Genomic DNA, 21,447 nt, shown 5'->3' with positions numbered 1-21,447 from the left:
CCTACGACGAGGCCGAGCGCCTGCTCGTCCTCTTCCAGGCGCCGAACAGGGGCCCCTGACCCCACGTCATGCCGACCGCCCGAGCCCGTCCGGTCGTCTCGCCGCGGCTCGTAGCTGCCGGGTGCGGCCGCGGCGTACTGGGACAATGGAGCTCATGCGCTCGTCGCGGCAAGGGGGATGCGTGGTGAAGGTAGGGGCGGGACGTTCTATCGCGGTGGAATGGGTTGCCCGGCACGCCCGCTCCGATGTGGGCTTTCGGGGGGCGTATTTCAGCGGGTCGACGGTGGGCCTGCCGGACGACGCCGAGTTGGCGCCCTCCTCCGATGTCGACATCGTCGTCATCACCGCCATGGACGACCCGCCCGCCAAACCGGGCAAGCTCCGTTACCGGGGCACACTGCTGGAAGTCAGCTACCTGCCCTGGTCCCAGTTCGTTTCCGCCGACGACGTCCTCGCCTCCTATCACCTGGCCGGAAGCTTCCGGACCGACGCGATCATCGATGATCCGACCGGGCACCTGCGCACAGTGCAGGCGCATGTCGCGGGCCACTTCGCGGCGCGGCCCTGGGTTCGTCGCCGGTGTCAGGACGCCCGGCGTCGGATCGAAACCCGGCTCGCGGCGATCGACGCTTCGGCGCCGTTCCATGAACAGGTGCTGTCCTGGCTGTTCCCCACCGGTGTGACCACCCATGTGCTGCTGGTCGCCGCACTGCGCAACCCCACTGTGCGTCTGCGCTATCTGGCCGCTCGTGAGGTGCTCACCGAATACGGGCACCTCGGCCGCTACCCGGAGCTGCTGGAGCTCCTCGGCTGCCGGAACCTGTCCGCCCGGCGCATCCGGCACCATCTGCGGGAGCTCACCAGAACCTTCGACGCCACCGCCGAGGTCGCGAGGACCCCGTTCCTCTTCAGCAGTGACATCACCCCGTCCGCGCGGCCGATCGCGATCAACGGCAGCCAGGAGCTCATCGACCGTGGCGACCACCACGAGGCCGTCTTCTGGATCATCGCGACCTTCGCCCGCTGTCACACCATCCTGGCGGCGGACGCCCCCGAGCTGCACCGCGCTCTCGCCCCCGCGTTCCACGCAGCCGTCAGCGATCTCGGCATCAGTTCGACCGAAGACATCCGCCACCGCGCCGGGGAGGTCAGCCGGTTCCTGCCCCGCCTCTGGCAAACCGCCGAGGACATCATGGCGAGCAATCCCGGGATCAGCGGATAGAGACACACGTCATGAGCGAGTCGCCGGCCTTTCGGCCGGACTCGCGGCGGCGACGATTTCCCGCAGTGCGGCGACATGGCCGTTGAAGGCGTCGCGGCCGGTGGGGGTCAGCCGGGCGCGTACCTTGCGGCGGCTGCCGCTGAGGCGGCGTTCGGTGGCGACGTACCCGGCCTCTTCGAGTGTCGTGAGCTGCTTGGACAGTGCCGAGTCGGACATCGCCAGCCGGTCCTTGAGGAAGGCGAACTCGGCCCAGTCGGCGGCTGCCAGTGTCGCCACCAGCGACAGCCGGGTGCTGGGATGGATCAGCTCGTCGAACCGTGCCTTCGTCATGCCCGCGCCCAACGACGCAGCACACGCAGGATTTCCGGTCCGCCGAACCCGACGACGGCCGCGATCAGCGCCGCCGCCCAGATGGCGGCGTGGGCGGCGCCGTCGGCGTCGAGCGTGAGCGCCACCAGGACCGTGGCGCCGATGAGTCCGAGCAGCATGCCGAACACGACGAGCGGGATGCGGTGGCCGGCGACCGCCGCGCTCACCTGGAGCCGGTCCGTGCGCCGACGGCCGTCGAGCAGACGGGAGGCGAGCCACCCGTGTCCGACGCCGAAGGCCACGGTCGCGATCCCGGCCGGCCACTGCGGCAGTACGTTGCCGAGTACGCCCAGCAGAAGCCAGCCGCCCGCCATCGCCCACCAGTAGCCGCGGGGCAGGCCGACTTCCTCGGCCACCTGGCGTTGGGCCCGGTCGACCACGCCCAGTGCCGCACTGGCCTGCTCAGGAGCGATGTCCTCCATGACGAGACCTCACTTTCCTATCAGGAAAGTCATCGTCCTGCTTTCCCGGCAGGAAAGTCAAGGAATTCGGCGAGGGCGCCCGGCCGCTAGCGGCGTGCCAGCCCGTCGACCAGCAGCGCGAGCGTGAAGTCGAACCGGTCGTGGCCCTCACCCGCGGTGAGCTCGGCGGCATGGCGGGTGGTGTGGGGGAAGGTCTCGGCAGGCAGGGCGGTGAACCGGCGGAGCAGTTCATCGCGGTCGAGGACCCACGCAGCGTCATCCCGCGCCGATCGCCGGCGCGCGATCGACACCTCGAGGCAGTAGGCGGCCACGTACAGCAGGAGGGCGTCGATGGCCCAGGCCGCGGTCTGCGGGGCGACGCCACCGGCGAGCAGGATCGCCAGCATTCCTTCGCTGACGCGCAGGATCTCGAGGTCGGTGGGGGCCATGGCGAGCGCGGCGCGGGAGATTCCTGGGTACTTCAGGTACTGGTCGCGCATCTGGGCGCATACACCGCGGATCTGGTCCCGCCAGGCCACGGGGTCGGGCTCGGGCAGGACGAGCTCGGCGCACAGCCGCCCGATGAGCAGCTCGTCGAGGTCGGCCTTGTTGACCACATGCGCGTAGAGCGAGGCGGGTCCGGTGTCGAGCGCACCGGCCAGCCGGCGCATGGTCAGCGCCTCATAGCCCTCCGCGGCGACGACATCCAGGGCGGTGTCGATGACCTGCTCCACGGTGATCGGGGCCGTGCGGCGCCGCGGCCCGGGGGCGGCTTCGGCGTCGGGGTTCGGCGGCTGGTGGCGCGCCGCGCGTCGCTCTCTCGGGTTCACCCGACCCATCATAGCTTGACACGAACACTGTTCGTACATAGAACACTGTTCGTAACAGTGGATGTGAACCAGGACATGGACGTGACCGTGGTCGGAGCCGGGCCGGTGGGCCTCGTGCTCGCCGCGGAGCTGGCGCTCTGCGGGGCGAGGGTGCAGATACTCGAGCGGCTGGCCGAACCGAGCGAGGCGATGAAGGCGGGGGCGATCAACGTGCCGACGGCCGAGGCGCTGGACCGCCGCGGCCTGCTGCCCGCCGCCGAACAGGTGCAGCGGGAGATGCTGGAGCGGGTGGGGTCGTTCGCCCGTACGGCCGACGACCAGCCGCCCGGTGGCGGACGGCCCGCGCCCGGGCCACCGTTCACCGGGCATTTCGCCGGAATGGTCCTCGACGCCGACCTCGTGGACTGGTCCGATCCCGACCTCGCCGCCCACACCGCGGTCGACGGAGGCAAGCTGGTGCCGCAGCGCGAACTGGAGGAGCTGCTGGCCGGACATGTCGCGCGACTCGGCCTACCGGTGTGTCGCGGGGTGGAGGTCACCGCGCTCGAAGACACCGGCGACGGCGTGCTCGTCGGCACCACCGCCGGACCGGTGCGCACCGGGTGGCTGGTCGGATGCGACGGCGGGCGCAGCACCGTACGCCGCCTCGCGGGCATCGACTTCCCCGGCACCGGCCCCGAACTCACCAGACACCTGGCCGTCGCCGATATCGCCGACGCTTCGATGCTCGCCGACGGATGGGTGTGGTCGGCCCGGGGGACGTACCGCTACGGGCCACAGCCCGGGCGAGTGGTCACCGTGGAGTTCGACGGCCCTCCCGCCGACCTCCCCCACGCTCGGCTTCGCTCGCGCGGGGGGACCCCCTGGCGCCGGTCACCCTCGATGACGTGCAGACCAGTCTGCGCCGGGTCTCGGGCACCGACGTCACACTGACCGCGCTGCACGGCGCCGCGACCCGCTGGACCGACAACGCCCGCCAGGCCGCCACCTATGGGGCGGGGCGGGTGCTGCTGGCCGGCGACGCCGCGCATGTGCACTCGCCGTTCGGCGGTCAGGGGCTCAACCTCGGGGTCGGCGACGCGATGAACCTCGGGTGGAAGCTCGGTGCCGTGGTCGCCGGATGGGCACCCGAAGGGCTGCTCGACACGTACGACGCCGAGCGGCGTCCGCTTGGCGCCTGGGTGCTGGACTGGACGCGCGCCCAGATCGGGGTGATGCGCGGGGACGCCAAGTCGGCCGCGCTCCGGGAGGTCGTCGCCGATCTGCTCAGCACCCGGGAGGGCGCGACCTACGCGGTCAAGAAGATCTCCGGTGTCACGCAGCGCGTCGACCTGCCCGGCGACCATCCGCTGATCGGCCGGTACGTCCCCGACCTGCGACTGGGGGACGGCTCCCGGCTGGTCGACCACGGTCACGGCGGCGGGTTCCTGCTGCTCGACGGCACTCCGGACGGCACGTTCGCCCGCCGCGCCTCGGCCTGGGCCGGGCGGGTGAGCTTCGTGCGCGACGACCACGCGACGCCGACCGGGGTGTTGGTACGCCCGGACGGAGTCGTCGCCTGGGCCTCCGACACCACCGACCTCACCGCCGTCACCGGCCTGGAAGCCGCCCTGCGCCGATGGACCGGCGCGCCGACGGGCTCGCCCGAGGGCGAGGCGGTGGGGCCGGTGGGGCAAGTGGGGTGAGCCGCTGCCGTTCGGCCGACGTGCCCGTCACGGACGGTCGCGGTCACGGGGGCCGGGCCCGGTCGCGGGACGTCGCGTGGGCAACGTTCTCGCAACGTGGCGAGGGGTTCGCTGGGCTTGGCCCCTGACCGCTCGGTGAGCATGATCGGAGAGGGATCGCCCATGGAACGTATCGCGCTGACCCCGGCCGCGGCCGACCTGATCCGCCAACTGCGAGCGGAGCACGGCCCGTTGATGTTCCACCAGTCGGGCGGCTGCTGCGACGGCAGCGCGCCGATGTGCTATCCGCTCGGCGAGTTCCGTACGGGCGGGTCGGATGTGCTGCTCGCGGAGCTGGAGGTGGACGGGGTCGAGGAGCCGGTGGGCTTCTGGATGTCGGCCTCGCAGTTCGAGCGGTGGGCGCATACGCATCTCACGGTGGACGTGGTGCCGGGGCGCGGCAGCGGCTTCTCCCTGGAGGCACCGGAGGGTGTGCGCTTCCTGATCCGCTCAAGGCTGCTGGACGACACGGCGAGCTGAGCCCGGCGCGGCATCTGCCGGGGGCGGTGGCCTGCTCGGCACGTTCACCTGCGGGGCGCCGCGTCTGCGGGGTCCGGCGTCTGCAAGGCGCGTGGCCTGCGGGACACCTCGCCCGCTTGGAACGTCCCCTGCGCGGCGCGCCACCTGTGCGACGCATCGCCAACGCGGCGCGTGACCTGTAGGCGCATCCTCCGCGCGGCGCGTCACCCGCGCGGCACACCGCCTGCGCGGCGCGTGGCGCCGGCAAGGCGGTGCGCATCTCCCCCTCGTGGCCTCAGCTCGCGTCGGCCAGTGCCAGGGTGTGCAGTCGCTCGGGCGGGCCCGGGCGGGCGTAGTACCAGCCCTGGGCGGTGTCGCAGCCCAGGCCCCGGAGATGCTCGGCCTGTACGGCCGTCTCCACGCCCTCGACCGTCACCGCGAGGTCCAGCGTGTGGGCGAGCGAGACGATGCCCTCGACGATCTTGACGTCGACCGGATCGGCCGGGGCGCGCTGCATGCCCCGGGTGAAGGAACGGTCCAGCTTGAGCGTGGAGACCGGGAGCCGGCGCAGGTACGAAAGGTTGGAGTAGCCGGTGCCGAAGTCGTCCAGGGCGATGTCCACGCCGAGGTCGGCGAGTTGCCGCAGGGGCCGCAGGGCGCTCTCGTCGGCGCCGATGAGGTCGTTCTCGGTGACCTCCAGGCACAGCGCACTGGGGCACAGCCCGGCGTTCTCCAGGACCGCCACGGTGTCGGAGACCAGCGTGGGGTGGCTTAGCTGGCACGGCGAGAGATTGACGTTGACGCGCAGCGGCTCGCCGTCCTCCTCGTCGGCGTCGCGCCACTCCCGCGCCTGCCGGGCGGCCTGTTCCAGCACCCAGCGGCCGAGCGGGACGATCAGCCCGGTGTCCTCGGCGAGCGGGATGAACTGGTCGGGGCCGAGCACCCCGTGCACCGGATGCAGCCAGCGTACGAGCGCCTCCGCACCGCGCACGGTGCCGTCGGTGAGCCGTACCAGCGGCTGGTACTCGATGAAGAACTCGCCCTTCTCCAGGGCGGAGGGCAGTCCGTTGGTGAGGCTGTGGCGGGCGATCACCCGGGCGTTGGAGTCGGCGTCGGCGATCTCATAGCGATTGCCGCCCGCGGCCTTGGCCCGGTACATCGTGATGTCGGCGCTGCGCAGCACCTCGGCCCGGCCGATCTCCCCGGCCCGGCCGTCGACCACGCCGATGCTGGCCCGTACCCGCAGCTCACGGCCCTCGACCCGGACGGGTTCGGCGAGCGCGGCGAGCATCCGGCGGGCCAGCCCGGCGCCGTCGGCCTGCGCCGCGGGGCCGGTGACCAGGGCGAGGAACTCATCGCCGCCGACCCGGGCGATCAGCTCGGCGGGAGCTTTCACACAGTTCTGGAGGCGCTTGGCGACGGCCTTGAGCATCCGGTCACCGGCGGAGTGTCCGAGGCTGTCGTTGACGGCCTTGAAGCCGTCCAGGTCCAGATAGCACACGCCGAACCGCTCGGCGTCCGCGCCCGCGGCCAGCACCTGGTCCAGCCGCTCCAGGAACAGGGTGCGGTTGGGCAGTCCGGTCAGCTCGTCGTGGGTGGCCTCGTAGCGCAGCCGCTCCCGCAACTGCCGGTGCTCGGTGATGTCCTCGGCGAGGGCGAGCTGATACTGCGGGGCGCCGCTGGAGTCGCGCAGCAGGGTGACCGTGAGATTGGTCCACAGCTCGCTGCCGTCGTCGCGGTAGTGCGGCTTCTCGATGCGGAAGTGGTCGCGCTCCCCGTTGACCAGCTCGCGGTAGAGCTCATGGGCGCCCGGTACGTCGTCGGGGTGGACGAATTCGGTGACGTTGCGGCCGGGGCGGAAGAAGTCCATCCCGCCGAACATCCGGGCCATGGCGTCGTTGACGACGAGCACCTCGCCGTCGAGTCCGGCGATGCCCACGCCGATGACGGCACCCTCGAAGACGGCCTGGAACTTGGCCTCGCTCGCGTGCAGCGCCTTCTCGGCCTCGGTCCGGGCGGCCAGCGCGGCCCGCGAGATGGCCTCCTGCTCATCGCGCTCGCACTTGCGCAGTTCGCGGACGAACCCGGCGGCGAGGGCGTGTTGCAGCCGCACGCAGCGGGCGCGCGCCTCCTCCTCGGTCAGGGGCTCGTGCTCCTCGGCCAGGGGCTCATGGCCGGGCGCGGCGGGCAGTTCGGCGGACGGCGCGGCGGAGGGCGGCCCGGAGGACGGGTGCCCGGGGGGCGACGAGCAGGACACCAGGTGCGCGTCGATGACGCCCAGGATGGCGGGCAGCGCCTCGGGCTCGGTGCACTGGGCGTTCACCAGCGCGGCCCCGACCGCGTACGCCGCCTCGGTGTCGAAGGGAGAGCCGCGCAGGGCGGCGCTCAACCGGTGGGCCAGCGGCAGCAGATAGACCTCGAACTCGTCGGGGGTCATCGTCGTGGTCGCCAGCGGGTGGACGGCCCGGCACCAGATGCCCGCGAACCGCCTCAGCGCATCGTTCTCCGTGGGGGCGAGGTGCCCGGCGGCGTCCCCGGCGCCGCGGTCACATCTCGGCCCGCCCGATTCGGAGGTCATATCGCGCGCTCCCCGGGGCAGCCGCCATGGGCTGTGTCCCTGTCACGTGCCGCGTCCTCGCCTGTGGCGTCGATGCCCTCCGGCCGCCAGGCGGCTTCCACGTCCTGCACTTCCTTCGCCCTCTTCCGGCTTCCGGGGCCGCCCTCGGGTCGTCCGCGTCCTCGGGGAAGTTGAGCACGACGAAGAGCGGCACGGCAACCCGCTGCTGAGGCGAGATTACTGATCAACCGTTCGATAAGGAAAGGAAAAACGGAAAACTGTAATCCGGATCTGATCATGGAGACGTGCGCCACCGGGGGATGCCGGGCACCTGCCACCGGCATCTGCCAGCGGCTCGAACCCCGCGCTGACCTCGACCCTCCAGAGGGCGGGCCATTGAAAGCGGCTCCGCTGAACCCGTCGGGATCCGCCTTCTGACGCACCGCCAATCCTGCCCGGAGGCAGTCGAATTGGGAAATCCATCACGTCCCCGCGCTCCGACCGCCGCACCGGGCGAGGAGACGGGAGACACGTCCTCCCGGCCCGTCCGCTCCCCCTCCGGGCCCGTCCACTGCGCCCAGGAGATCGAAATGCGTGCACCGTTTTCGCCCTCATGCGGTGAATTGCCATGAAGTGGGTACTCGCCCGGGCGGATCTCCCCGAGGAGGCATCTCGATCGAGGAGGCATCTCCAGAAGCCATCTCGAGTAGGCATGAGGACGCACAGGACACATGAGGACGCACGGAGTGACCGAATGGCCCCACCAGGTGTCGCCCACGATCTGCTGCTGCACCGCTGTCTGACCCTGTTCACCAGCTTCGACGGGATCGAAGGGACCGACGGGAGCGACGGAAGCGACGGCCAGGACGGGGCAGAGATACTGCGCCGGGCGATGGCCCAGGTCGGCGCGGTCGGGACCGGCCGCGCCGAGGCGGGATACCTACGGCTCGGCGAGGGTCTCGTCCGCTGTCCGCACGACGGCCGGCGCGCCACCGAGGCCCTGGACGCGCAGGTGAGGAAGCTGGCCGGACGGGACGGGCCGGTGCGGCTCCCCCGGCGGGCCTGGGGCTGGGCATTCGGGCTGCGCGAACCCGGCGGGCCGCGCGCACCGGGCACACCACACGCGCCCGACGGTCCCCATGCGCCGGACGGCCTGTACGGCGCCCTGGTCGTGAGCTACCGCGACCGGCCCGGCGAGGACGAACGGCTGCTGCTCACCCTGCTCGTACGGCAGACCGCCGCGGCCCTGTCCGCCGCCGCCGCGCACCGCCGCGAGCGCGCCCAGGCCCTGGAGCTGCGCCGGGCATGGGACGAGCGGGAGGCGATTCGGCGGCGGCTGGACGCCTCGCTGACCGATCTCTCCCAGTTGCGGGAGGTGCATGACGCCCTCGCCCGCTCGGCCGCCCACGGTGACGGCGAGGACGGGATCGTCCGGACGCTGTACCGGATCACCGGGCTGGCGGCCGCCGCCGAGGACCGGTTCGGCAACCTCCGGGCCTGGGCGGGCCCCGGCCGCCCGGACCCCTACCCCAAGCCCGATCCGGCACAGCGCGAGGAGCTGCTGCGAGAGGCCGCCCGCCGGGCGCGCCCGGTGCGGGTGCGGGAACGGCTGGTCGCGGTGGCGGATCCGTGTGGCGAGGTGCTGGGCGTGCTGTTCCTGGTGGACCCGGACGGCCGGGCCGATGAGCGGGCGGGGCGCGCGCTGGACCACGCCGCTACCTCGCTGGGCCTGGAGCTGGCCCATCTGCGCGAGCTGGCCCAGGTGGAGCTGAGGCTGCGGCGGGAGCTGGTCGACGATCTGCTCTCGGGCGCGGACGACACCAGTGCGTACGCCCGCGCGGAGGCGGTCGGCCACGATCTGCACGGTCCGCACCATGTGATCGTGGTGCGCTGGAGCGACCGCCCGGCCGACGACGTGTTCCTCAAATCCGTGAGCCGGGCGGCCACGGGCATGGGCCTGCGGATCCTGCCCGCCCTGCGCTCGGACGCGGCGGTCCTGGTGGCCCAGAGCGCACCGGGCGAGCGGTCGCTGCACTCGGCGCTGAGCCGTGAGCTCGGCACGGACAGCGGGGCGATCGGGGTGGGCGCCGCCTGCGACACCCCGCACGAGGTGCCCCGCTCGTACCAGGAGGCGCTGCGGGCGCTGGAGGTGCGCCGCCGTTCCAACAGCGCGAGCGGCATGACGTTCTACGACGACCTGGGGCTGTACCGGATTCTGCGCACCGGGAGCGACCACCGGGAGGTCGAGGGGTTCGTCCGGGAGTGGCTGGGCCCGCTGCTGGACTACGACGCCCTGCACCACACCGACCTGGTGGAGACCCTCTCCCAGTACTTCGACCGCGGCGGCAACTACAGCGAGACGGCCGAGGCGCTCGTGATCCACCGCTCGACCCTGCGCTACCGGCTCCAGCGCATCCGCGAGATCAGCGGAAGCAATCTCGCGGATGTGGACAGCAGGCTCAACCTCCAGGTGGCCACCCGCATTTGGAAGGTCATGCGCGGCGGCCCCGAGTGAGCGCGGCGCCACCGGGCACCCGTGACCGACGCGACGGCACCACACGACGAGGCGGGATGGCAATGGGCGACAGATACGCGAGCGTGGCGCGCACCCTGCTCGACCAGCAGGGCACGACCTTCGCCACGCAGGCCGGGATCAAGCTCCGCGACACTCCCGGCCCGCTCTACCAGCTCCTCGTACTCGCGCATCTGCTGTCCGCGCGGATCAGCTCCGATATCGCCGTCGCCGCCGCCCGCGCCCTCTTCGACGCCGGGATGCGGGATCCGCGGCGGATGGCGGAGGCCACCTGGCAGCAGCGGGTCGACGCACTGGGCGAGGGCGGCTACCGGCGTTACGACGAGCGGACCGCCACCCAGCTCGGTGCGGCGGCCGAGCTGGTGAACCGCGAGTACGGGGGCGATCTGCGGCGGATGCGCGAGGCCGGGGACCCGAAGAAGCTGCTGGCGGAGGTCAAGGGCATCGGGCCCGCCGGGGTGAACATCTTCCTGCGCGAGGCGCAGGGCGTCTGGCCCGAGTTCGCCCCGTACTTCGACCGCAAGGCGCTGGAGGGCGCCGAGCGCGTCGGGCTGCCGAAGAGCGCGGGGGCGCTGGGGCGGCTGGTGGCCGAGAAGGACCTTCCCCGGCTGGCCGCGGCCCTGGTCCGCGTCGCGCTCCACGCGGACGCCGCCCGGGAGGTGCGCGCCGCCGCGTGACGCGTTCGGTCCGCCACCTGATTCGCCACGTAACACATTCAGCCTCCGCGCGACACGTTCAGGTCAGGAACTGCGAGCACTGGTAAGGGCCGTACGTCCGCTCGCCGTCGTCCAGGGAGACCCGGACGTCGTCGGGCCGGATCGCCTCGTCCCGGTGCAGGAAGGACTGGGCGCGGGCGAGGGTGCACACGAGCTGGCCGTTGGGCAGCCGGTCGCGTGGGCTGTCGAAGGAGGCGCCGGGCGCGTGGAGGGTGATCCGGTGGCCCGTGCCGCTGGTCGAGTACGAACCGAGCTGGACCAGGTTGACGAGCCCCCGCTCCTCGGCCCAGGCCGGCATGTCGGAGAGCAGCTTGAGAACGCCGCCGAGTCCCTGGAGGGTGATATCGGGGCGGGTGACGCCCTGGAGCCCGGAGCCGCGGACGTAGTAGATCCGCAGATCCTTGGTGAGCCCGTGCGCGGGCTCACCGCCGTCCACCACCCCGGTGGGCCGCACTCCACAGCCGGCCGTGGCCAGGGCGAGGACCAGGGCCCCGGCCACTGCCCCTGCCACCGTACGGAAGCGGCTCATCGCACCCCACCGCCCGCCGCCGTTTCCCGTCCGGCGCCGTCCCGCCCGCCGGGTTGCCGCGGGTGGCGGGGCAGCCGCAGGGTGAACACGGCTCCGCCGCCCTCCTCGGCGGGCCGGTTGGCCGCCTCGATCGTGCCGCCGTGCAGCCGGGCGTTCTCCAGCGCGATGGCGGTGCCGAGGCCGCTGCCCTCCGAGCGGGTCCGGGCGCTGTCCGCCTTGTAGAAGCGGTCGAAGACCTGGTCGAGGGCGTCGGGCGGCAGCCCCGGCCCCCGGTCGGTGACCTCCACCACCACCCCGTCCGCGGTGGCGGAGAGGGTGACCGTCACCGGCGGCGCACCGTGCCGGAGCGCGTTGCCCACGAGATTGGCCACGGCCACGTCCACCCGCCGCCGGTCCACCACCGCCCGTATCCCCTCCGGGAGCCGCGCCGCCACCTGTTCGGTCCAGCCGCGCAGTTCCAGCGTGCCGCGGAGGGTCGGCGCGAGGTCGGTCTCGGCCGCGTCGAGCCGGGCCGCGCCCGAGTCGAAGCGGGACATCTCCATCAGGTCCTCCACCAGCCGGGCCAGCCGCGCCGTCTCGTCGCTGACGGTACGGGCGGCGCGGGCGGCGTCCGAGGGCAACTGGGCCGCGTCCTCGTCGAGCACGGTCGTCACCATCGTCATGGCGGCCAGCGGGGTGCGCAGCTCGTGCGAGACATCGGCGACGAACCGGCGCGCCCTGGCCTCCTGGTCGCGCAGATCGGTCACCGAGGCCCGCAACGCGTCGGCCGTGGTGTTGAAGTCAGCGGCGAGACGGGCGAGTTCATCACGGCCCTTGACCTCCGCCCGTGAGTCGAGGTCGCCGTCGGCCAGCCGCCGGGTGGCCCGCCCCAGCTCGCGCACCGGCCGCAGTACGGTCCCGGCGGCGAGCAGGGCCAGCAGCGCGGCGAGGCCGAGCACCGGGGGCAGTCCGCCGCGTACCGAGTCCAGCAGGGCGTCGGTGTGCTCCTGCTCCGCCAGCAGGGAGGTGACGGCGAACACCTCGAGCCCGGAGACCCGGCCGCCGTCGTAGGTGACGGGGGTGCCGACCACCAGATACGGCCGGCCCCGGTACTCCACGCGCTGGAAGCGGGTGCGGCCCGAGGAGCGGACCGAGGCGCGCAGTTCGGGGGTGATCCGGGTGCGGTCCGCCAGGCCGTCGGAGGACGCGGTGAGGTCGTGGTAGCGGGTGACGACGAGCGGGGCGCCGGAGAGCCCGGAGGAGACCGAGTCGGCCATGGCGGTCAGCGTGCGGACGTCGGGTGGCATGTCGAAGTCGGGGGCGACGCTGTCGACGCGGTCGCGGACATCGGCCTGGAAGGCGTCCTGGGTGCGGGCGAGCACGGCGGTGCGCGATTCGCGGTAGGCGAGCGCGGTGGCGGTCACGGTGCTGATCAGTGCGACGAGGACGAAGGCGATGAGGAGCCGGGTGCGCAGCCCGCCCAGGCGGGGCCGGAAGCGCTTCAGCGGCTTGCAGCGCCTCATATCGGACCGAACCGGTAGCCGAAGCCGCGCACCGTCTGGATGTAGCGGGGCCGGGCGGGCACTTCCTCGATCTTCGCGCGCAGCCGTCCCACCGCGGCGTCGACCAGCCGTGAGTCCCCGAGGAAGGAGTGGTCCCACACCGAGGAGAGCAGTTGCTCACGGCTGAAGACCCGGCCCGGCGAGGCGGACAGCTCGAGCAGCAGCCGCAGTTCGGTCGGTGGCAGCGGGACGGGGGTGCCGTCGCGGCTGACGGTCAGCCCCGCCCGGTCGATGACCAGACCCGCGTGGACCTCTCCGGGCCGCCGCGGTACGGGGTCGGCGCGCCGCAGCGCCGCCTTGATCCGGGCCTCCAGTACGGGCGCGGTGACCGGTTTGACCACGTAGTCGTCGGCTCCGGCCGCCAGACCGCCGACGATGTCCGGATCGTCGCCGCGCGCGGTCAGCATGATCACGGGCATGGTGGAGCGGGCCCGGATCCGGCGGCAGACCTCGAAGCCGTCCATACCGGGCAGCATCAGATCGAGCACCGCGAGTTCGACGGCCGTCCCCGCCGTCTCCGCGGGGGCGTCGAGCAGCGCGAGGGCCTCTTCGCCGGTGGCGGCGACCGACACCTGATAGCCGTGGCGGCGCAGCACGAGCTCCATTCCATCCCGTACGGAGGCGTCGTCCTCGATGAGCAGTACATGCGGCATGCGGCGATTATGACCCAGGAATTCTCTGGAATCCGCTGGTCAGGCCGGTGAATCAAAGGCGGGTGGGCTTTGTTACACATCCATCATGTGCTCATGGACGGGCCATCATGTGATCGCCGGAAGGTGATCGGCATGACACACCACACCACGTCCCGCGCCGCCTTCCGGCGCACGCTGGCCGCCCTCGCCGCGCTGCCCGTTCTGGCCCTCGCGGTGGGCTGCGGCGGTGACGGCGATTCCACCAGGGTGGAGGGGGTGGCCTCCGCTCCGGGCGGGAAGACCGGCGACTCGAAGGACTCCGGCAGCGGCTCGAAGGATTCCGGCGGCGGCTCCGCCAAGGGCAAGAGCGCCTTCTACGACGCCCAGCTCGACTATGTGCGCTGTATGCGCACCAAGGGCGGGGCCAAGGACTTCCCCGACCCCAAGCTCAGTGGCCATCTCGACTGGGAGAAGATCGGCAAACTCGATGACCCCACCGGCACCGGCGAGGTGACCAAGGGCGGCAAGGACGGAGCCTGTGCCGACGAGCTGCGGAAGGCGCTGGAGCTCGAGCCCAGGCGGGACGCGCAGAAGGACTACGAGTCCATGCTCGCGCACGCCACCTGCATGCGGGACCACGGCGTATCGGAGTTCCAGAACCCCACCATGTCCGCGGGCAACGCGATACCCGGCGGTGAACCGGACCCGACGAACCCCCGTATCGACACCGAGTCCTCGGTGTACAAGCAGGCGCGCGAGGCGTGCAAGGACAAGCTGCTCGACGGTCTGGACGGTATGCAGTGAGGCGTCGTACCGCATGGCTCGCGGGTGGCGCCGTCGCCGCCGCCGCGACCGGCGCCGCCGCCCTGGCGCTCGGCGGCGGGAACGGGGCGGACGCCTCGTCCCGGGACGGTGACCGGCCCCCCGCCACGGCCAAGATCGTCCGTACCGATCTGGTCCAGAGCAAGACCGTCGACGGACAGCTCGACTACGCCCAGCGGCGCAAGGTGTCCTCCGCCGTCGACGGCACCGTGACCGTGGCGGCCGAGGCGGGCAGCACGGTCACCCAGGGGCAGGCGCTGTACGAGCTGAACGACAAGCCGGTCACCCTGCTGTACGGGCAGATCCCGATGTTCCGCGAGATGAAGCCCGGGGACCGCGGCTCCGATGTCCTTCAACTGGAGCGGAATCTGAGGGACTTGGGCTTCGGTGCCGGGCTGTACATCGATCCGCGCTACGACGCGGCGACCAAGGCGGCCGTCAAGAACTGGCAGAAGTCGCTCAACCGCACCCCCACCGGCACCGTGGGCAAGGGGGACGTGGTCTTCCAGCCCGACCGGGTGAAGGTCGTCTCCGCGGACGCCGCGGCCGCGGATCAGGTGGGCCCGGACACGCCGGTGCTCACCGTCGCCTCCACCAAGCCGGTGGTCCGGGCGGAGCTGGATCAGCAGGATGTGTCCCTCACCTCCAAGGGCACCACGGTGAAGGTGACGCTGCCCAGCGGACGGACCGAGCGCGGCTCGGTGTCCGGCACCGTCCGCCCCGAGCCCTCCGGGGACGGTGCTTCGGGCGGGGCACAGGACCGCATCACCGTGGAGGTCACCCTGGACGGCGGCCGTTCGGCCACCTCCGGGGAGGACAGCAAGGCGACGGTGAACGTGACCTTCGTCAGCGAGAGCCACGACAACGTGCTGGCCGTCCCGGTCGAGGCGGTGGTGGCGCTGCGCGGTGAGCACGGCGGCTACGGACTGGAGCTGGTGAACGGCGACACCACCCGGATGGTGCGGGTCGACACCGGGATGACGGCCGACGGGCAGATCGAGGTCAGCGGGGCCGGGCTGCGCGAGGGCATGACGGTGGGAGTGGCCGAGCAGTGACCGCCACCGCACCGCACCGCCCGGCGGCCGTGATCGAACTGGTGGGCGCCACCAAGACCTATCCGGGCGGGGTCCACGCGCTGCGCGGGGTGGATCTGACCGTCGTCTCCGGTGAACTGCTGGCGATCGTCGGTCCGTCCGGCTCCGGGAAGTCGACCATGCTGAACATCATCGGCACCCTGGACCGCCCCACCACGGGCACGGTCCGGGTGGCCGGCCACGATGTGAACACGCTCTCCGACGCCCAGTTGTCCGCCCTTCGCGCCCGTCACATCGGCTTCGTCTTCCAGCACTTCCACCTCTCCCCCGGCCGGGACGCGGTGGACAACGTGGCGGACGGGCTGCTGTACGCGGGGGTGGGCCCGCGCGAGCGCCGGGCACGGGCCCGCGCGGCGCTGGAGCGGGTGCGCCTCGGCCACCGGCTGGACCACCGGCCGCATGAGCTGTCCGGCGGTGAGAAGCAGCGCGTGGCCATCGCCCGGGCGCTGATCGGCGAGCCCGAACTGCTGCTCGCGGACGAGCCGACCGGCGCGCTCGACTCGGCGTCGGGGCAGCTCGTGCTGGAGCTGCTGCGGGAGCTGAACGCGGCGGGCACCACGGTGTGTGTCATCACCCATGACCACGAGATCGCCGACGCGCTGCCGCGGCGGGTGCGCTTCCGTGACGGCGAGGTCGTCGCGGACTCCGGGCCCGCCACGCCCGACACCGCCACCCGTGAGGTGAGGTCATGACCGGCCGTAGGACCGCGGCAGCACGGACGTCCAGGGGCCGCGGGCTGAAGCCCTCCCGGCTGGCCGCCGGTGACATCCTCCGCGTGGGCGCCGTCGGACTGCGGGCACGCCGGACCCGGGTGGTGCTGTCCGCCCTCGGAATCGCGATCGGCATCGCCACGATGGTGGCGGTGGTGGGTCTTTCCACCTCCAGCCGGGCCGATCTGATGGCCCGGCTGGACCGGCTGGGCACCAATCTGCTCACCGCCGAGGCCGGGGAGGACACGCTGGGGAACGATGTCGTCCTGCCCAAGAACGCCGTCGCGATGGTCGAACGCATCGGCCCGGTGCGGCACGCCACGGCGACCGGCGAGGTGGACACCCGTATCCGGCGCAGCGATGTGGTGCCGGAGGAGCGGACAGCCGGGGTCACCACCCAGGCCGCCCGGCCCGATCTGCTGGAAGCGCTCGGCGCCGAGGTGGACCGGGGCGTCTGGCTGAACTCCGCCAATGAGCGGCTGCCGGTGACCGTGCTCGGCTCGATCGCCGCGAAACGGCTCGGGGTCACGGCTCCCGGCGAGAAGATCATGGTCAATGACCGCTATGTGGTCGTCGTGGGCATTCTCCGGCCGGTCGAGCTGGTGCCCACGCTGGACCGGGTGGCGATGGTCGGATTCCCGGCCGCCGAGCGGTACTTCGGCTTCAACGGCCACCCCACCACCATCTTCGAACGCTCCACGGACGCGTCGGTGGAGGATGTGGCGGCCGTACTGGCCCGGAGCGTCAACCCCGGCCATGAGGGCACCGTCAAGGTCTCACGGCCCTCCGACGCCCTGGAGGCGAAGGCGACCACCGACAAGGGGCTGACGGCGCTGATGCTCGGGCTCGGGGCCGTGGCGCTTCTGGTGGGTGGGGTCGGGGTGGCCAACACCATGGTCATCTCGGTGCTGGAACGCCGTCAGGAGATCGGTCTGCGGCGGGCGATCGGGGCCACCCGCGGTGCCATCCGGCTTCAGTTCCTCACCGAGTCACTGCTGTTGTCGGCGCTCGGCGGGCTGGTGGGGGTGGTGCTGGGCGCGGTGGCGACCTGGGCGTTCGCCCAGGCCCAGGGCTGGACGACGGTCATCCCGGCCTGGGCGGCGGCCGGTGGCTTCGGGGCCACGCTGGTCATCGGCATGCTCGCGGGGCTCTACCCCGCCATCCGCGCCTCGCGTCTCCACCCCACCGTGGCGCTCAACGCCTCCTGAACGCCTTATTCCGTCGCCCGGTGTGTGCGTGGCGGCGCTCGGCTCCGTTCTCGGCGCCGCCACGCACACCGCGGATCGCCCTGGTCCGGATGGGCTGAATTCACTCCCTCCGGTGATTTCCAGCTCACCACGGGCGCCGGGCTTCAATTCCACAGCGATCTTCGCGACTCGATTGTCGTAGAAATACCGCCCCGGGATGGCGTAACGGGACTTGGGTTTGGCCGGTTTCTCCTCGCCGGAGCGGACCTTGCCGTCCTCGTCGAAGTCGACCACGCCGTATGTTCTGGGGCCGGAAACCGGATAAGCGAACACCCGGGCACCCTGGACGCGGATACTGTTCCGCGGTTGCGTGCCCAGTCCGGCGCCATGAAAATTATTGTCACCCAGGATCGGGGCGACGGACCACTCCCCGATGAATTCCTCTGCATAAGCGAGTTCGAGTCCCCATGGGGAGCCATCGCCGAGCAGGCAATAGACGGCATGAGTTGCCCGGACACCGCTGTGGTGATCGCGGCCGAGCCGGGCCGGACTCACAGTGGTGCGACGGGGGCGTGAGAATTCTCCTCACGCCCCCGTATCCGCTACCAAGAACTACCAGCGGCTACCAAGGCCAATCGCCACAGAGGGCGAAACCATCGCACTGGCTCGGCTCGGACCGGCGGTCGTCCAGGCTGCGGAGCAGCCGCTCCAGGTAGTCGTCCGGGGACTCGGCGGCGGCCGGGCTGTCCCAGGAGCCATCCGGCCGGGCCCATGCGGCGTCCGATTCCGCGGCGGCCTCCAGTTGTCTGGAAGCGTCCAGTTCCTTCGTCACGTCGCTCAACGTCGGGCCTTCCGTTCCGCGGAGCCGCTGGGGCTCGGATGGCGGCCCGGAAGGCCGAGCGTGCAAGCCGCGGACACAACGGCCGTACGGGTGGCGGCGATCGGCGTGACGCCGCGCACGGAGATTCCGGCGGTCGCCAGCTCCGCGCCGAGCTCGTCCGGGCCCGGCAGGAAGCCCGAGCCGTTCGCCAGCCAGTCGATCGCGGAGGCGGCCTCCTCCGGCGACGGCGCACCCGATGCCGTACCGGGCAGGAAGTCGTGCACCACGACCGGGTCGCCATCCGCCAGCGCGGCCCGGACCCGGCCCAGCAGCTCCGCCCGCGCCGGGGCGTCGAGCAGATGCAGGACGTGGGACAGCAGCGCGCAGTCGTGCCCCGCCGGGACGGGGTCGTCGCGCAACTCCCATGGCTCCAGCGCGATCCGGTCGTCCAGCCCGGCCTCCGCCACCGCCCGGGCGGTGTGCTCCAGCATCTCCCGGCGGTCGTACACGGTGGCTCTGAGATGCGGATACATCCGGCACAGCAGGATGGCGTAACCACCGCTGCCGCCCGCCAGATCGGCCAGATGGGCGCGGTCGCGCCACAGCGGCAGCCGGGCCAGATGTGGTGCGCTGGCCCGGGCGCCGCGCAGCATGGCGTCGGCCAGCGCGCCCACATAGCGGTCGTCGATCTCCGGCGGGCGGCGGTGCCCGCGCAGCGCGGCGACGATCCCTGCGCCGTTCAGATGATCCCGGGTGGCCCATCCCTCGATGCGCAGCAGGGGCAGCGCCCCGCTCGTCACCTCGGCGCGGAGGGCCTCGTCGAGCGCGAAGTGATCACCATTCCGGGTGAGAATTCCATTCCATACCAGAACGGTGAGGAAATTATATGCCATGGTCCGGTCAATCTTGGCCCGGTCGGCGATCTCGGTCGGAGTCAGCGGTTCTCGCGCGAGTTCCGTGAGCAACCCCAGCTCGTCCGCGGCTTCGATCATGGCCAGAATCTTTCTGGCACGAACCAACTCATCCAGAGTGCGAATGCCAGCCTCCCCCGTAGTCCCCCGTAACTACACGGGAGAGTCTGTATCACCTAAAAATCCATGTCAAGGTCTTGGATGTCGGCTGGAGATCGACAGAAGATCGGCTCCCGGCCGGGCCGTTCAGGCGTTATGTCCGCGCTCCGACAAGAAAGGGCTTCCCCTGGATGCCGCCCAGCTCAGCGCCCCACTGGAATAGAAAGTTCCGCTTCCGAAAGAAGGTTCAAATCTTGGGAAAGCCGGGGCCGCGACGCTCGACATTACCTCGATTTACGGCAGGACGAGATCGCGGGTAACGCCCCCCACCGGGCGATGACCGCGCTTTCTCCGGTACCGATCCGGAACGGTTTTACGCTATCGTCGCTCCGCCAGAACATTGACTGGCCGAATCGATCGAAGGAGTATTCCGGTGAGTGTGAAGTTTCTGGGTCTTCGAACGGTTGTCTACCCGGCGCGCGACCTGGAGGCCGCCAAGCTCTGGTGGAACTCGACCCTCGGTCATGAGCCCTACTTCGACGAGCCGTTCTACGTCGGATACGACGTCGGCGGCTACGAACTCGCGCTCGACCCCGACGGCGACCCCGACGAAGGCCCGATCGTCTACTGGGGCGTGGACGATGTGTCCGACGCCGAGGCGCAGTTGCTCGCCGCGGGCTGCGAGTCCCGCTCGTCCTGCCGCGAGGTCGGCGGCGGCATCGAGGTCGCGGTCGTGCGCAACCCCACCGGCGATCTGATCGGCCTCATCTACAACCCGCACTTCCAGGCCGCGTGACCACACCCCGGGCCGGCCGTCGGCCGGGGCCGGCCGGGCGGCGGGTGCCGCGCCGCCCGGCCCCGGCGTCGCACGGCCCGGGGCAATGGGTCAGCCCCGCGAACCGACGGTCGTACGACGGATCTCGCGGGCGAACGCCCCCAGCCGGTCCAGCCCTTCCGCGACCACCGCCGGGTCCGTCGCATAGGTGATGCGGACGTGTCCTGGCGCGCCGAAGGCGGTCCCGGGGACCAGGCCCACGCCGGTGGTTTCCAGGAGCCGGTCGCAGAAGTCGTCGGCCGTGGCCAGTGGCCGTCCGCCGTGGTCCCCGCCGAGGAGGCGGGAGATATCCGGGAAGAGGTAGAACGCCCCGGTGGGCAGCAGGCATTCGACGCCGTCGACCGCGGTCAGTCGGGCGTGGGCGGCGTCGCGCCGTTCGCGATACCCGGCCAGCAGCCGCCACGGCACGTCGTCGAGCGCGCCGAGCGCCGCATGCTGTGCGATGGCGGCCACGTTCGAGGTGGACTGGCTCTGGATGCGCCGGACCAGGGCGCTGATCGCGGGGGACGCCACCGTGTAGCCGACCCGCCAGCCCGTCATCGCGCATGACTTGGACACCCCGTTGACCAGCACGGTGCGCTCCCGGAGGGCGGGGAACGCCGTCATGCTGGGCGCGGTGCCCTCCTCGTAGAAGAAGTGCTCGTAGATGAGGTCCTCGACCACATACAGGTCGTACCGCTCGACGACCGCGGCGAGTTCGGCCAGCTCCCGCTCGGTGTAGGTCGCACCGGTCGGGTTGCCGGGGCTGTTGAGGACGATGGCCTTGGTGCGCGCGGTGATGGCCTCCTCGACCCGTGCGGCGGTGAGCTTGTACGCGGTGTCGGCGTGGGTCGGCACGATCACGGGAGTCGCGCCGACCGCCCGCACCTGCTCGGGGTAGGTCACCCAGTAGGGAGCCGGGACGATCACCTCGTCGCCCGCCTCGCACAGCACGAAGAACGCGTTGTACAGCGCGTGCTTGGCCCCGGCCGACACCACGATCTGGTCCGGCCCGACGTCCAGGCCGTTCTGCTCATGGAGCTTGCGCTGGACGCGGGCGCGTAACTCGGGCAGCCCGGCGACATCGGTGTAGCGGTCGGCACCCGCCGCGAGGGCGTGCAGCGCGGCGGTGCGGCCTCCCTCCGGCATGGCGAAGTCGGGCTCTCCGACGCACAGGTTCAGCACCCGCTCGCCCGCCCGCACGCGTTCGTTGAGCCGTGCGTTCAGCGACAGGGTGGGAGACGGGCGGATGGCTGTGGCGTGGCGGGACAGGGCCTTCATGCTGACCTCTCGGCGGTGGGCGATGACCGGATGCGGGTGCGGATGCGGGTGCGGAGTGCCGCGGGTCGCCTGCGGCTCCGACACCGCCGGCCGGGCGGCTGCCGCCCGGCCCGACTCAAACCATAAGATTCGATGACTATAGTGATTGTCAACGTTTGTTCGGTTTGCCTCGGAAGATTATTCGGGACCGCCCGGG

At 71.6% G+C, this 21,447-nt stretch carries 19 protein-coding genes and 2 pseudogenes; 10 read left to right on the top strand and 11 right to left on the bottom strand.

The features are described 5' to 3' along the window. Nucleotides 1–184 precede the first annotated feature (184 nt). Nucleotides 185–1,222, top strand: coding sequence for a hypothetical protein (locus ACK1X7_RS39755; RefSeq protein ID WP_385145911.1), 1,038 nt, complete (start codon nucleotides 185–187; stop codon nucleotides 1,220–1,222). A 9-nt stretch (nucleotides 1,223–1,231) separates the two neighbouring features. Here the strand turns inward: ACK1X7_RS39755 and ACK1X7_RS39750 are convergent, their stop codons facing one another. From ACK1X7_RS39750 to ACK1X7_RS39740, 3 genes are all read right to left on the bottom strand, one after another. After that, nucleotides 1,232–1,552 (bottom strand): transcriptional regulator, encoded by a 321-nt coding sequence (locus ACK1X7_RS39750; protein WP_385145879.1) that lies wholly within the window; start codon nucleotides 1,550–1,552, stop codon nucleotides 1,232–1,234. Next, on the bottom strand, nucleotides 1,549–2,013 hold the full coding sequence (locus ACK1X7_RS39745) for a hypothetical protein (RefSeq protein ID WP_413116402.1): 465 nt from the start codon (nucleotides 2,011–2,013) through the stop codon (nucleotides 1,549–1,551). The genes ACK1X7_RS39750 and ACK1X7_RS39745 overlap by 4 nt, the downstream gene beginning before the upstream one ends. Nucleotides 2,014–2,099: 86 nt before the next feature. Continuing rightward, entirely contained in the window at nucleotides 2,100–2,822 is a 723-nt protein-coding gene (locus ACK1X7_RS39740; RefSeq protein ID WP_385145875.1) for a TetR/AcrR family transcriptional regulator C-terminal domain-containing protein, read from the bottom strand. 75 nt (nucleotides 2,823–2,897) lie between these two features. Here ACK1X7_RS39740 and ACK1X7_RS39735 point away from each other — a divergent pair. Continuing rightward, nucleotides 2,898–4,507: pseudogene (locus ACK1X7_RS39735) on the top strand (FAD-dependent monooxygenase). Nucleotides 4,508–4,669: 162 nt separating this feature from the next. Then, nucleotides 4,670–5,026, top strand: a complete 357-nt coding sequence (locus ACK1X7_RS39730) for a DUF779 domain-containing protein (RefSeq protein ID WP_385145873.1) — start codon at nucleotides 4,670–4,672, stop codon at nucleotides 5,024–5,026. Nucleotides 5,027–5,300: 274 nt separating this feature from the next. Here the strand turns inward: ACK1X7_RS39730 and ACK1X7_RS39725 are convergent, their stop codons facing one another. Beyond that, nucleotides 5,301–7,583: a putative bifunctional diguanylate cyclase/phosphodiesterase gene (locus ACK1X7_RS39725; RefSeq protein WP_385145871.1), complete on the bottom strand. Its 2,283-nt coding sequence runs from the start codon at nucleotides 7,581–7,583 to the stop codon at nucleotides 5,301–5,303. Nucleotides 7,584–8,316: 733 nt separating this feature from the next. Between ACK1X7_RS39725 and ACK1X7_RS39720 the strand changes: the two genes are divergently transcribed. Both ACK1X7_RS39720 and ACK1X7_RS39715 read left to right on the top strand, forming a co-directional pair. Then, nucleotides 8,317–10,077 (top strand): PucR family transcriptional regulator, encoded by a 1,761-nt coding sequence (locus ACK1X7_RS39720; RefSeq protein WP_413116401.1) that lies wholly within the window; start codon nucleotides 8,317–8,319, stop codon nucleotides 10,075–10,077. 56 nt (nucleotides 10,078–10,133) lie between these two features. Continuing rightward, nucleotides 10,134–10,772 carry an endonuclease gene (locus ACK1X7_RS39715; RefSeq protein ID WP_385145867.1) on the top strand — a complete coding sequence of 213 codons (639 nt, stop codon included), beginning with the start codon at nucleotides 10,134–10,136 and terminating at the stop codon, nucleotides 10,770–10,772. Between the two features lie 58 nt (nucleotides 10,773–10,830). On the opposite strand, the gene ACK1X7_RS39710 is transcribed toward ACK1X7_RS39715, so the two are convergent. The 3 genes from ACK1X7_RS39710 to ACK1X7_RS39700 are packed head-to-tail and all read right to left on the bottom strand — an operon-like array spanning nucleotide 10,831 to nucleotide 13,534. After that, entirely contained in the window at nucleotides 10,831–11,340 is a 510-nt protein-coding gene (locus tag ACK1X7_RS39710; RefSeq protein ID WP_385145865.1) for a hypothetical protein, read from the bottom strand. Further along, nucleotides 11,337–12,842, bottom strand: a complete 1,506-nt coding sequence (locus tag ACK1X7_RS39705) for an ATP-binding protein (RefSeq protein ID WP_398159666.1) — start codon at nucleotides 12,840–12,842, stop codon at nucleotides 11,337–11,339. Before ACK1X7_RS39705 ends, ACK1X7_RS39710 begins: the two co-directional genes overlap by 4 nt. After that, a complete protein-coding gene (locus tag ACK1X7_RS39700) occupies nucleotides 12,839–13,534 on the bottom strand; it encodes a response regulator (protein ID WP_385145861.1) in 696 nt (231 codons plus the stop codon). Before ACK1X7_RS39700 ends, ACK1X7_RS39705 begins: the two co-directional genes overlap by 4 nt. Nucleotides 13,535–13,666: 132 nt before the next feature. On the opposite strand from ACK1X7_RS39700, the gene ACK1X7_RS39695 reads away from it, so the two are divergent. From ACK1X7_RS39695 to ACK1X7_RS39680, 4 genes are read left to right on the top strand one after another with little or no spacing between them, the layout of a single operon-like run. Further along, entirely contained in the window at nucleotides 13,667–14,317 is a 651-nt protein-coding gene (locus ACK1X7_RS39695) for a hypothetical protein (RefSeq protein ID WP_385145859.1), read from the top strand. Further along, nucleotides 14,314–15,390 carry an efflux RND transporter periplasmic adaptor subunit gene (locus tag ACK1X7_RS39690; RefSeq protein WP_385145857.1) on the top strand — a complete coding sequence of 359 codons (1,077 nt, stop codon included), beginning with the start codon at nucleotides 14,314–14,316 and terminating at the stop codon, nucleotides 15,388–15,390. The genes ACK1X7_RS39695 and ACK1X7_RS39690 overlap by 4 nt, the downstream gene beginning before the upstream one ends. Beyond that, on the top strand, nucleotides 15,387–16,121 hold the full coding sequence (locus ACK1X7_RS39685) for an ABC transporter ATP-binding protein (protein ID WP_413116400.1): 735 nt from the start codon (nucleotides 15,387–15,389) through the stop codon (nucleotides 16,119–16,121). Before ACK1X7_RS39690 ends, ACK1X7_RS39685 begins: the two co-directional genes overlap by 4 nt. Beyond that, entirely contained in the window at nucleotides 16,118–17,347 is a 1,230-nt protein-coding gene (locus tag ACK1X7_RS39680; RefSeq protein ID WP_385145855.1) for an ABC transporter permease, read from the top strand. The genes ACK1X7_RS39685 and ACK1X7_RS39680 overlap by 4 nt, the downstream gene beginning before the upstream one ends. Nucleotides 17,348–17,470: 123 nt before the next feature. Here the strand turns inward: ACK1X7_RS39680 and ACK1X7_RS39675 are convergent. From ACK1X7_RS39675 to ACK1X7_RS39665, 3 genes and pseudogenes are all read right to left on the bottom strand, one after another. Beyond that, a pseudogene (locus tag ACK1X7_RS39675) lies at nucleotides 17,471–17,881 on the bottom strand (sugar phosphate nucleotidyltransferase); the annotation flags it as partial. 67 nt (nucleotides 17,882–17,948) lie between these two features. Then, entirely contained in the window at nucleotides 17,949–18,158 is a 210-nt protein-coding gene (locus ACK1X7_RS39670; protein ID WP_385145853.1) for a hypothetical protein, read from the bottom strand. Nucleotides 18,159–18,163: 5 nt separating this feature from the next. Next, nucleotides 18,164–19,138, bottom strand: a complete 975-nt coding sequence (locus tag ACK1X7_RS39665) for an SAM-dependent methyltransferase (protein WP_385145851.1) — start codon at nucleotides 19,136–19,138, stop codon at nucleotides 18,164–18,166. A 451-nt stretch (nucleotides 19,139–19,589) separates the two neighbouring features. On the opposite strand from ACK1X7_RS39665, the gene ACK1X7_RS39660 reads away from it, so the two are divergent. After that, nucleotides 19,590–19,952: a VOC family protein gene (locus tag ACK1X7_RS39660; protein ID WP_059145793.1), complete on the top strand. Its 363-nt coding sequence runs from the start codon at nucleotides 19,590–19,592 to the stop codon at nucleotides 19,950–19,952. A gap of 90 nt (nucleotides 19,953–20,042) precedes the next feature. Here the strand turns inward: ACK1X7_RS39660 and ACK1X7_RS39655 are convergent, their stop codons facing one another. After that, nucleotides 20,043–21,251 carry a pyridoxal phosphate-dependent aminotransferase gene (locus ACK1X7_RS39655; RefSeq protein WP_398159669.1) on the bottom strand — a complete coding sequence of 403 codons (1,209 nt, stop codon included), beginning with the start codon at nucleotides 21,249–21,251 and terminating at the stop codon, nucleotides 20,043–20,045. Nucleotides 21,252–21,447 lie beyond the last annotated feature (196 nt).

This window comes from Streptomyces sp. CY-1 (assembly GCF_047218265.1).
GTDB classification, from domain to species: domain Bacteria; phylum Actinomycetota; class Actinomycetes; order Streptomycetales; family Streptomycetaceae; genus Streptomyces; species Streptomyces niphimycinicus.
Note: the sequence above shows the minus strand (reverse complement) of the source record. Positions and strands in the feature narration are given on the sequence as shown.